The sequence below is a fragment of the Actinomadura sp. KC216 genome, from assembly GCF_004348535.1.
Taxonomy (GTDB): domain Bacteria; phylum Actinomycetota; class Actinomycetes; order Streptosporangiales; family Streptosporangiaceae; genus Spirillospora.
On sequence record NZ_SMJX01000284.1, the window covers coordinates 1 to 10,659 of the forward strand.

Sequence of the window (10,659 nt, forward strand, 5' to 3'; positions counted from 1 at the left end):
CCTCTACCCGACATGCGCGGTGCAGGGATGCGAGGTCCCCGGGACGTTGTGCGAGGTCGACCACGTCCAAGGCTGGGTCCTGGGGGCACCCACCGACATCGACCGGCTCGCCCTGTGCTGCGGATGGCACAACCGCTTCAAACACACCCACCCCGACCAACTCAACATCATCCGCGACACCACCGGACGCCACATCTACCACGTCCTCCCACCACCCGATACACGCCGGGTCGATATCCACGCACCACCACCAACCGACCCGGTCAGGTGGGCCGCTGCCTGAAGAGCGGCGCCCCTCCCCCCACACCTCCAACCAGGCCGACCAGGCCCCGCACCGTCCTGGCATTACGGCGCACCCACCTCATGGAGCATGGACGACCCATGACCGCACTCGATCTCATCACCGCCGCCGCCGGACGCAAGCAGCCGTCGAGTGCGGCATCTACCGGCTCGAACGCCATCGGGCGGGCTCTCGGCCGAGGACTAAGGCACCATGGGTGCCATGACGGCAAGCTCAGAGTGGATCGCCATCGTGGCGTACGAGAACGTCGCCAAGTGCCCGACGCCATTGGCAGCGACGCGAGCTTGACTGCGTGAGCGCGGCATCGACTGGATGCCGTTCCAGGGCGATGAAATCCGAATAGATCTGGCTTGCGGACGCGACGCCGTCAGCCGCCGCTGGCGAGGTTGGTTCACCGTCCGGATCAAAGCTGAGGCGCTTCGACGGCTCGGGCTTCACCCCGATCAACCCACCTCAAAAGTCACCGGCCCGTCCCCGCCCGGCTGGTGGCACGCCGCCGCCGAACGCGCCACCAGAAACCAACTTCCATGACCGCCGCGTCCGCCTTGCCCAGTGGGTCGGGTCAGAGCGGAGATCCGACCACGCTACATACGCTGGCGGTCATGGGACGAGGTAACCCCGAACTGGCCGATCATCCAGCCAACCAGGTGCTAATCGACTACCTACAAGCGCAAGCCCAGCGCCCCAGCACGCCCCATGACCTCTTCACCCTCGATGGATGGACACTTCACACCCACCCCGATCTGCTGGAACGGTTCCAAGAGGTCGTCCCGGACGACACCCCGATCATTCCTCTGTTCGGCGTTCCCGCCCTCGCGGCCAACGGAATCATCGCCATCGCCGCCCTCGGAACCAGTTGGCTGATGGTCAGACTGCCGCAACTCCCCGACGATGTAGAAACCCTGGCCCCAATACCCCCACTGGCTGAGGCCGGATGGCACTCGGTCAACGCCTGGCAGACAGGAACCCCCACGGCAATGGGCAAACAGCGCCTCACCGCCCTAATGAAGGATGCGCTTCGTCACTCGGGCAGCCTCAACCCGTAGCCGAAAGCGCCGCGTGTCCCCTGGAAGTGTTCATTCTCGGTCTCGTCGCGAAGGCGTAGTGCCTGGACGCCGATTCACACCGCCGCCGTCCGCGTTCTACGGCCCCCTGCTGATGTAGAGGATCAGGCAGACCAGGATGAAGACACCAGAAGCCAGAATTCCCCCACCGAGCAGCAGGAGGCCCAGGGAGTACTCCCAACCGATGCTCGCCATGGCACAGCTGAAATCGCAGTTGGGTGGTGGGCTACTGTCCAGCCTCAGGAGCAGCCAGCCCGCCAGCACGCACAGGAGGCTGACGGCCAGCGGCCTCCCGCCGACTCGCCAGAAGGTGCCCTTCTCTCCTCGGCGCCGTGTCACTCCACCATGATCTCCGAGCCCGATCCAGCGCACATCAACCTGGAGTCTTACGGCGAGGAGCCCGGAGACCGATGGCCACCGGGTGTCAGGTGCAGAGGTTGATGTAGAAGACCGGGTTCCAGTTCGTGATGAACCCCTGCGGTTGCTCGACAGATACCCGAGGTGCTCGTGCCGGGATCCGAGGAGCTGTACGCGGACGTTCCGATGGTTGTAGTAGTTCGTTGTCCCGACCCAGTTCGTCATCGTGAACTGCTGGCATCGGTAGAACTGGAACAGGACGTAGACGTTGTCGTCCCTTATCCAGGTGCAGAACCTTTGCGGCGGGCACGCGTTGACCCAGTTGGTGGCCTGCTGTTGCGTCCAGCCGAGCCTGCGCAAATGGTGTTCTGAGCCTGGGCTTACGGAAGGCCACGGAAGTGCGTAAGCGGAGAGCCCTTACGGATCGCTAACCGGTGTTCCTCAGACTGTAAGGAGATGGCTGGGCGTGGCGGCGGAAGCGTGGGCCGTAAATCGGTGGAGTGGCTCCGCTCATCCTGCGACGATCGTTAGATGGGCCCATTGGACGCGCACGCGGGCAGGGTTGCCGGTGGGGCCACTGTGGAGTTCCGGCCCAGTGGCTCCTCCATGGTCCCGTTGATTCGGAGTCGGCAGCGGGTTGTCGTCGCTCCGGTCGACCCGTCCAAGGTGGAGGTCGGGGACATCGTCCTTGCCCGTGTCGCCGGGACGGTCTATCTGCACCTTGTGTCGGCCGTGGACGCGGCCAAGAAGCGCGTGCAGATCAGCAATAACCGGGGCCGCATCAACGGCTGGACCAGCCACGACCGCGTGTTCGGCATCTGCGTTGCGGTCGACGGTGTCGCTCGTGCTGGTGCCGCGGCCAAGACCAGGACCGCAACCGCCTGACCTCCGCATCGACCGCTTTCATTCCAGGGCGGGCGCGTACGCGGCGGCGGGTTCGGGGGCATGGGTGCGGTGTGGACATCCGCTCGCGTCGGACACGCCGTCGGCTCACGTTCGCGTCGCTGCTGCGTACGGGGCTGACCACGGCGTGCCTGCTGGCCGTCTACTTCGCTGCGCCGCTGAACAGGGCGTTCACGCCGATGACCGCGGTGGCGCTGGTCGCGGCACTGGCGGCCCTGGGCGTGCTCATCGTCTGGCAGGCCCGCGCGATCGTGCGGTCGCCGTCCCCGCCGCTTCGTACCGTCGAGGCGCTCGCCACGTGCGTCCCGCCGTTTCTGCTGGCGTTCGCCGCGTGCTACTGCCTCATGGGGCATGGGGCCGGGCGTGCCTTCTCCGAGCCCTTGACGCATGTCGATGCCCTGTACTTCACCATGACGGTGTTCTCGTCGGTCGGCTTCGGCGACATCGTGCCCCTCTCCCAGGCCGCGCGGGCGCTGACGATGGTGCAGATGATCGGCGACCTCGTCATTCTCGGTCTCGTCGCAAAGGTGCTCGTCGAGGCGATGCGCCGCGGTGTGGAGCGCCAGGCCCGCGGTACGGACGGCAACCCGCGCCGTTCCGGTCATGCCTGACTCAGGCGTGACGTCCCTTTCTGGCGAGGAGATCGTGTGACGTCGGGCGGCGGGTGCGTCGATCATGGGGGGATGGCGCTCCTTCGTGACATCGTCTTCGACTGTGCTCGTCCCGCCGCGACCGCCCGGTTCTGGGCTGCGGCTCTGGACGGGTATGCCGTCGCGCCTTACGACGATGCGGAGCTGGCGCGGTTGCGGTCCATGGGGATCACGAGTGTCGAGGACGATCCGACCGTGCTCGTCGAGGCGGCTGGCGGTGGGCCTCGGTTGTTCTTCCAGCTCGTCCCGGAGGGCAAGAGTGTGAAGAACCGCGTGCACCTGGATCTGGTCGCTGTGGACGCGGAGGCGGAGATCCGGCGGCTGACCGCGCTCGGGGCGACGGTTCTGGCTCGGTACCCGGGCAACGTCGTCTTGGCCGATCCCGAGGGGAACGAGTTCTGCCTGTTGTTGAGAACGGCTCCGTAACGGCCGGGCGGGCGGGCCGGAACGTGCGTAGCCTCGGGCGTGGGCCGCGGAGCTGGGGGTTTTCCGGAGCGTGCCATGGGCACGTCCCGACCGTTGCCGTAACGCGTCTTCAACGGGGGCAGGAGGGTTTCGGAGATGACCTCGGGGTGGTACGGATCCGGTTCCGGCGGCATGGACCCGTTCGAGGAGATGCTCGCCCGGTTCTTCGGTGCGCGGGCGCAGCGCCGGCCGGTGGAGCGGATCAGCCTCGCGCGGCTGATGAGCGAGCCCGCGCGGGAGCTGGTGCGGGACGCGGCCGCTCAGGCGGCGGAGTGGGGCAGCGTCGATCTGGACACCGATCATCTGCTGTGGGCCGCGACGCGGCAGCAGGGGACGCGGCAGTGGATGGCGCGGGCCGGGGCCGATCCGGACAAGATCAAAGGGGAGATCGAGGAGCATGCGCGGCGGGGTGAGCCACGGGACGTCCCGCCGGAGTTGACGCCGTCGGCCAAGCGGGCGCTGCTCGATTCGCATCAGGTTTCGCGGGCGCTGGGGTCGTCCTATATCGGGCCTGAGCATTTGCTTTTCGCGCTGGCGCTTGACCGCGGGTCCAGTGCCGGACGGATCCTTGATCATGAGCATGTGACGCCCGACTCGCTGCAGCAGGCGGCCACCGGTGGGCAGCAGCCGCCTAGTGGCGGAGGCGGCGGGCAGGCGTCCGGGACGCCGACGCTGGACGAGTTCGGACGCGACCTGACCGCCCTGGCCCGGGAGGGCCGCATCGATCCGGTGATCGGGCGCGAGGACGTGATCGAGGAGACCGTGGAGGTCCTGTCGCGGCGCACCAAGAACAATCCGGTGCTGATCGGCGATCCGGGCGTCGGGAAGACCGCGATCGCCGAAGGGCTCGCGCAGCGGATCGTGGACGACGCCGTCCCCGAGACGCTGCGCGGGAAGCGGATCGTGCAGCTGGATCTCGGCGGGATCGTCGCGGGGACGCGGTACCGGGGCGACTTCGAGGAGCGGCTGAAGAAGGTCGTGGACGAGATCCGCGAGCACTCCGACGATCTGGTGGTGTTCATCGACGAGATCCACACGATCGTGGGCGCGGGCGGCGCGGAGGGCGCCATGTCCGCGGGGAACATGCTGAAACCGCCGCTGTCGCGGGGGGAGCTGCACGTCGTCGGGGCGACGACCGTCGACGAGTACCGGCGGAACATCGAGAAGGACGCGGCGCTGGAGCGGCGGTTCCAGCCGATCCTGGTGCCGGAGCCGAGCACTGACGACAGCGTCGAGATCCTTCGGGGGCTGCGCGATCGGTACGAGGCGCATCATCAGGTGCGGTTCACGGACGAGGCGCTGCTCGCGGCTGTGGATCTTTCCAGCCGGTATCTGACGGATCGGTTCCTGCCGGACAAGGCGATCGATCTGATCGACCAGGCGGGTGCTCGGGTCCGGCTGCGGTCGGGGACGCGGGACGGCGGGCGCCGCGAGATGGAGCAGCGGCTCGACCGGCGGCGGCGGGAGAAGGACCAGGCCGTCGCGGACGAGGACTACGAGAAGGCGTCCGAGCTGCGCGACGAGATCGGGCGGCTGGAGAAGGACCTCGCGGAGACGCGCGACGAGGACGCGCCGGCCGCCGTCCCGTGCGTGACGACCGAGGACATCGCGGAGGTCGTGTCTCGGATCTCCGGCGTGCCCGTCACGCAGCTCACGCAGGCGGAGCGCGAGCGGCTGACCCGGCTCGAAGAGCACCTGCACGAGCGGGTGATCGGGCAGGAGGACGCGGTGGCGGCGGTGGCGCGGGCCGTCCGGCGGTCGCGGGCGGGCATGGGCGATCCGGACCGTCCGATCGGCGGGTTCCTGTTCCTCGGGCCGACCGGTGTCGGGAAGACGGAGCTCGCGAAGGCGCTGGCGGAGGCGCTGTTCGGCAGCCGCGACCGGCTGGTCCGGTTCGACATGAGCGAGTTCCAGGAGCGGCACACGGTGAGCCGGCTGATGGGCGCGCCGCCCGGATACGTCGGCTACGAGGAGGCGGGGCAGCTGACCGACGCGGTGCGGCGGCAGCCGTACTCGGTGATCCTGCTGGACGAGATCGAGAAGGCGCACCAGGACGTGTTCAACGTCCTGCTGCAGCTCCTGGACGACGGGCGGCTGACGGACGCGCAGGGACGCACCGTCGACTTCCGCAACACCGTGGTGATCATGACCAGCAATCTGGGGTCCGAGCTGATCACCGGGCGGACGGAGATCGGGTTCGGCACGCCCGGCGACGGCGACGGGCCGAGCGCCGCGCTCAGCGACCGGATCATGCGGCGGCTGCGCGAGTCGTTCCGGCCCGAGTTCCTCAACCGGATCGACGAGATCATCGTGTTCCAGCGGCTGGAGGAGGGGCAGCTCCGGCAGATCACGGATCTGCTGCTGGACGAGACGCGCCGCCGCCTCCGCGCGCAGGACGTCGACGTGTCCTTCACCACCGAGGCCGTGGACTGGCTGGCGCGGCGCGGCTACCAGCCCGAGTTCGGCGCCCGTCCGCTGCGCCGCACGATCCAGCGGCAGGTGGACGACCGGCTCTCCGATCTGCTGCTGGCCGGCGATCTGCGGCATGGGAGCCATGTCGAGGTCTCTGCGGCGGGCGGCAACGGTCTTGAGTTCCACCTCACCGCCACCGAACCCGCGTAAGGGGTATAGTCCTTCTGTAGCTCTTACAGGAGGGTTTCCCCTTGTACATCCCGATCGGTGCCTATGCGGCCGGGATCGAGCTGGCCAACGTGCTGGTCAGCACGTCGCCGACCGTGCGGGGCGCGGAGGCGCTGCCCGATCTCGGCGCGCTGTCCGAGCTGATCGCGGGGCATGAGCTGCGGGCGCCGGTCCATGAGGACGTCTTCCAGGTCCAGCTCCTCCGCCGGGAGGTGCGCGGGATCATGGAGACGGAGACGGCCGAGCAGGCCGTCGCGGGGGCGGGCGTGCTGCTCGGGCGTGCCGGGCTCCCGCCCGTCCTGCGGCGTGAGCCCGATGGGCCGTGGCAGTGGTTCGTCCCGACCGCTACGGGTGCGCCGCTCGCGGACGAGCTGGCCGCGTTGGTGGGCGTCGGGCTGCTCGGTGTCGTGCGGGCGCTCGGGCACGACCGTTTTCGCGCCTGCGCCGCGCCTGGGTGCCGCGGTGTGTTCGCCGACGTCAGCCGGGCCGGGCGGCGCCGCTACTGCATGCCCGACGTGTGCGGGAACCGCCTCAATGTCGCCAACCACCGCGCCCGCCGACGGGAGATGACCTCGTGACCACGCTGCTGACCGATGCGATTCAGCTTCCGGATGGCGCTTTTGTTCGGGGGCGCGGGCTGCGTCATCCACTGCCGGACGGGCCCGCGCCTGACTTCGGACTCTATCTGGGGTCGGGGCGGCTTCGTCGGCGTCACGAACCTGAAATCCGCTGGCCTTCCGCCTGGATCGAGTGGCCTGACTTTCTGCTGCCGCGTGACCGGGGCGCGGCCGTCCGGGACATCCAGGCCCTGCACGAGCGGGCTCGTTCCGGTGCGGCGGTCGAGGTCGCCTGCGGAGGCGGCGTCGGACGCACCGGAACGGTCATCGCGTGCTTGGCCGTCCTGTCGGGGGTGGAGCCGTCCGAAGCCGTCGCGTGGGCGCGCGAACACCACCATCCTCGGGCCGTCGAGACGCCGTGGCAGCGCCGGTGGGTGGCCGCGTTCCCTGTCAGTCGCTGAGGATCAGTTTCGCGGCGTGCTCGCCGATCATCATGCTCGGGGCGTTGGTGTTCCCGCCCGTGATCGACGGCATGATCGACGCGTCCGCGACCCGCAGGCCCTCGATGCCGCGGACCCGCAGCTCCGGGTCGACCACGGCCCGCTCGTCCGCGCCCATCCGGCACGTGCCGACCGGGTGGTAGACCGTTGTCGCCCGGTTCGGCAACTCTTTGGCCAGGGCCTCTCTGTCCGGGAAGCCTGGGCCCGGTGAGAGTTCTTCCTTCACGTCGCCGGCGATCGTCTTGTTCGCCATCACCTCTCGGACCAGTTCGATGCCGTCCAGCAGGAGGCGCGCGTCGTCCGGGTCGGTCAGGTAGGCCGGGTCGATCAGGGGCGCGGCGGACGGGTCCGTGGACGCCAGCCGCAGCGTCCCGCGGCTCTTCGGGTAGATCAGCGTCGGCATGATCGTGAGGGCGGAGCGCTTGTCCACCTTGTGCCGGACGGGCGCGTCCTGGTTCGGGAACGGGTACGACCACGGCAGCGCGTGCAGCTGGAGGTCGGGGATGCCGTCGGCCTGGCCGGTGCGGACGAAGCCGACCGCCTCGAACACGCTGCGCGCGACCCACGTCCCGCCCTTCGTCCACTCCTTGACGACGCCGGACGCGAAGTACGGCGCGGTGCCCCGGTGCCGGGCCGTGTCCATGACGTAGGTCATCGGGACGAACATGTGGTCGTGCAGGTTGTCGCCGACGGGCAGGTCGGCGTGCACGTCGATGCCGTGGTCCCGCAGGTGCGCGGCCGGGCCGACGCCCGACAGCAGCAGGAGGTGCGGCGACCCGAACGTGCCCGCCGCGAGGATCACCTCGCGGGACGCGCGCACCGTCCCGCGGCCCTTCTTCGTGACGACCTCGATCCCGGTGGCCCGCCCGTCCCGGACGGCGACCCGCTCCACCATCGCCCCGGTCACGACCGTCAGGTTCGGCAGGCCGTGGTCGTCGAGGTACCCGACGGACGAGCTGTAGCGCAGCCCCTCGTGGACGCTCTGCTGGAAGATCCCCGCGCCGTCCTGCACCTCGCCGTTGTAGTCGTCGTTGCGCTTGACGCCCGCCGTCTCGATCAGCGCCTCGATGAACGCCTCCGACGCGGGGGTGAGGTCGCGCTGCCGCGTCACCTGGATCGGGCCGCCCGCGCCGCGCAGGGCGGTCGCGCCGTCCTCCCAGCTCTCCATGCGCTTGAAGCTGGCGAGGACGTCGTCGTGGCTCCAGCCGGTGCAGCCGTCCGCCGCCCAGTCGTCGAAGTTCTTGCGGTTGCCGCGCACGAACAGCATCCCGTTGATCGACCCGGAGCCGCCGAGCACGCGGCCCTTCGTCTGCGGGATCCTCCGGTCGAGGGCGCTCTTCTGCGGGGTGGTGTAGAAGCCCCAGTCCAGCTTCTTCTTCAGTTGCGGGACGTTGTGGAAGACGGCGATCAGGCCGGGCTTGCGCACCAGCGGCGTCCGGTCCGGGCCGCCGGCCTCGACCAGGACGACGTCCGCGCCCGACTCGGCCAGGCGCCGCGCCAGCACGCAGCCCGCGCTGCCGGCGCCCACGACGACGTAGTCAGCGGTCCGGTCCATGTGTTCCTCCCAGCGGACGCCGGCGGCCGGGGCCCATCACTGGGCACGGCCGGGCGACCTGAGGGGCCCGCGCCTGGCCCGATCGGCGCCGCCGCGAGGGCGGCCTGAGCTGGGGCGATCGTAGAGGGCGCGGGGGCGCGCGACCAGGCGCTGTCCCGATGACCGGAAAAGGGAGGGCGGAGAATCCCCGTCGCGGTACCGCACCGGCTCATGGGCCAGGTCACGGCCGGTGCGGTACCGGCGGGCGTCCGGCGTCCTCCCCGCCAAGGGATCGCCGGACAGCGCTCCCGGCCGGGACCCACGGGAGGAGAAACGTCCCGGACGAGAGGTCAGTGCCGTCCTGAGCGGGTCAGCCGCTCAGGACGCGGGAGTCGGCGGCTCCCGGTTCATTGTCGATCAGGGCCGAGATCTCCTTGTAGACGAGGCTGATGCGGGTGCCCCAGTTCGGGCAGCCGCCGAGGTGGTGCAGCGCGATCACCTTGTGCGAGGACCCGGCGAGGACCGGCGAACCGGAGTTCCCGCCGGAGGTGTCGCACATGTACCCGGTGTTCACCCCGGACGACGGCGTGCGGATCACGCAGTTCCCGCCGCCGTCCTCGACGATCGTCAGCCGCTTCGGCAGCGTGTCGCCGTGGCCGGGGATGTAGATCCGCTCACCGGCGGTGGGTTCGCGGGTCTCCAGGTACAGCGTCCCGAACTGCTGGATGCTCTCGAAGTTGTTCACCGAGAACAGGGCGTAGTCGAGGGCGCTGAGCGGGCTCAGCTTGAGCAGTTGGGCCCCGCTGACCTTGACGCCGGCGCGCGGGTCGCGGCCGCCGCACGTGGAGCACTCGTAGTCGAACTGGAACTCGCTGCCGCGCAGGTCGGCCGCGCTCTCCATGCAGTGCTGGTTGGTGAGCATCGTGTTGGTGTCACCGACGCGCCACGACGTGCAGTGCCCGAGGCCGTTCAGGAGCTGGCGGGCGACCGCGCGGGACCGGGCGTACTCGGTGGGATGGCTCGTCTTGTAGCAGGTCACGTCCCGGCGGTCCTCGGCGCCGCACACGCTGAACGCGCGGGGGTTGGCCGACGCGTACTCCGCCTGGGTGAAGCCGCGGAAGTAGGAGTCGATCCGGGCGCCGAAACCCTGCCGGGTCAGCGCCGCGGCGTTGCCGCGCTTCTTGGCCGAGTGCAGGGTGACGACGGCGGTGTCACCGTCGATGGACATCGCGGCGAAGCCCGTCCCGCCGTGGACGGTGAACGGGGAGTCGCCGGGCTGCTTCCGGACGGTCGGGTCGCCGTTGTAGGTGTGCACCTCACGGCCGGACGGCGAGGCGACCGTGACGCGGTCGCCGGAGAGCAGCCGCACGGACGCGAAATGCACCTTGACGTAGCTGGAGCCGGGCGAGCGGAGCGTCACCCGGGTGGTTCGGCTGTCGGGCGCGTACCGGAGGACGGCGTTCGTGGCCGTCTTCTCTCCGGCCACGTCCGGCCTGGGGGCGAGGGTGGCGGGTTGGCGGGATTGGGCCTGCGCGGCGGCGTCGTCGCTCCGGACGGGAGCGGCCGACGCCGTGGCGGCGGGCAGGACGAGGGTCACGGCGAGCGGGATCACCGCCGCCAGGAAGCGTGACCTTCTGGACATGTGCGCACCTCCTCTGGGGGTCGAGCTGCGCTTGGCGGGATGGGGG

At 69.7% G+C, this 10,659-nt stretch carries 12 protein-coding genes; 8 read left to right on the forward strand and 4 right to left on the reverse strand.

Translation table 11 applies throughout. The features are described 5' to 3' along the window. Positions 1-283 (forward strand): HNH endonuclease signature motif containing protein (locus E1264_RS43915; protein WP_207936555.1); only part of this gene is annotated, 283 nt, incomplete at its 5' end. A gap of 231 nt (positions 284-514) precedes the next feature. Here E1264_RS43915 and E1264_RS43920 read toward each other — a convergent pair. Then, a complete protein-coding gene (locus E1264_RS43920; protein ID WP_165964518.1) occupies positions 515-748 on the reverse strand; it encodes a hypothetical protein in 234 nt (77 codons plus the stop codon). A gap of 155 nt (positions 749-903) precedes the next feature. On the opposite strand from E1264_RS43920, the gene E1264_RS33485 reads away from it, so the two are divergent. Next, a complete protein-coding gene (locus E1264_RS33485; protein WP_132179967.1) occupies positions 904-1,347 on the forward strand; it encodes a hypothetical protein in 444 nt (147 codons plus the stop codon). Positions 1,348-1,443: 96 nt separating this feature from the next. On the opposite strand, the gene E1264_RS33490 is transcribed toward E1264_RS33485, so the two are convergent. Continuing rightward, complete coding sequence (locus E1264_RS33490; protein WP_132179969.1) at positions 1,444-1,704, reverse strand: hypothetical protein; 261 nt, start codon at positions 1,702-1,704, stop codon at positions 1,444-1,446. Positions 1,705-2,388: 684 nt separating this feature from the next. Between E1264_RS33490 and E1264_RS44875 the strand changes: the two genes are divergently transcribed. From E1264_RS44875 to E1264_RS33520, 6 genes are all read left to right on the forward strand, one after another. Further along, a complete protein-coding gene (locus E1264_RS44875) occupies positions 2,389-2,607 on the forward strand; it encodes a hypothetical protein (RefSeq protein ID WP_207936558.1) in 219 nt (72 codons plus the stop codon). A 71-nt stretch (positions 2,608-2,678) separates the two neighbouring features. Further along, entirely contained in the window at positions 2,679-3,236 is a 558-nt protein-coding gene (locus tag E1264_RS33500; protein ID WP_132179973.1) for a potassium channel family protein, read from the forward strand. 72 nt (positions 3,237-3,308) lie between these two features. After that, positions 3,309-3,701, forward strand: a complete 393-nt coding sequence (locus tag E1264_RS33505) for a VOC family protein (RefSeq protein WP_132179975.1) — start codon at positions 3,309-3,311, stop codon at positions 3,699-3,701. Positions 3,702-3,836: 135 nt separating this feature from the next. Continuing rightward, positions 3,837-6,362 (forward strand): ATP-dependent Clp protease ATP-binding subunit, encoded by a 2,526-nt coding sequence (locus E1264_RS33510; RefSeq protein WP_132179977.1) that lies wholly within the window; start codon positions 3,837-3,839, stop codon positions 6,360-6,362. Between the two features lie 41 nt (positions 6,363-6,403). Continuing rightward, positions 6,404-6,958, forward strand: coding sequence for a CGNR zinc finger domain-containing protein (locus tag E1264_RS33515; RefSeq protein WP_207936560.1), 555 nt, complete (start codon positions 6,404-6,406; stop codon positions 6,956-6,958). Next, positions 6,955-7,398 carry a protein-tyrosine phosphatase family protein gene (locus tag E1264_RS33520; RefSeq protein ID WP_132179979.1) on the forward strand — a complete coding sequence of 148 codons (444 nt, stop codon included), beginning with the start codon at positions 6,955-6,957 and terminating at the stop codon, positions 7,396-7,398. Before E1264_RS33515 ends, E1264_RS33520 begins: the two co-directional genes overlap by 4 nt. Here the strand turns inward: E1264_RS33520 and E1264_RS33525 are convergent. Further along, a complete protein-coding gene (locus tag E1264_RS33525) occupies positions 7,388-8,992 on the reverse strand; it encodes an FAD-dependent oxidoreductase (protein ID WP_132179981.1) in 1,605 nt (534 codons plus the stop codon). The genes E1264_RS33520 and E1264_RS33525 overlap by 11 nt on opposite strands. A 349-nt stretch (positions 8,993-9,341) precedes the next feature. After that, positions 9,342-10,613 (reverse strand): serine protease, encoded by a 1,272-nt coding sequence (locus tag E1264_RS33530; protein WP_132179983.1) that lies wholly within the window; start codon positions 10,611-10,613, stop codon positions 9,342-9,344. Positions 10,614-10,659: the final 46 nt, after the last annotated feature.

What these genes read in the sequence shown, in the direction of transcription:
- E1264_RS33510 (WP_132179977.1), top strand. Translation starts at nt 3,837, where the DNA reads ATGACCTCGGGGTGGTACGGATCCGGTTCCGGCGGCATGGACCCGTTC.
- E1264_RS33530 (WP_132179983.1), bottom strand. Translation starts at nt 10,613, where the DNA reads ATGTCCAGAAGGTCACGCTTCCTGGCGGCGGTGATCCCGCTCGCCGTG.
- E1264_RS33525 (WP_132179981.1), bottom strand. Translation starts at nt 8,992, where the DNA reads ATGGACCGGACCGCTGACTACGTCGTCGTGGGCGCCGGCAGCGCGGGC.
- E1264_RS33485 (WP_132179967.1), top strand. Translation starts at nt 904, where the DNA reads ATGGGACGAGGTAACCCCGAACTGGCCGATCATCCAGCCAACCAGGTG.
- E1264_RS33505 (WP_132179975.1), top strand. Translation starts at nt 3,309, where the DNA reads ATGGCGCTCCTTCGTGACATCGTCTTCGACTGTGCTCGTCCCGCCGCG.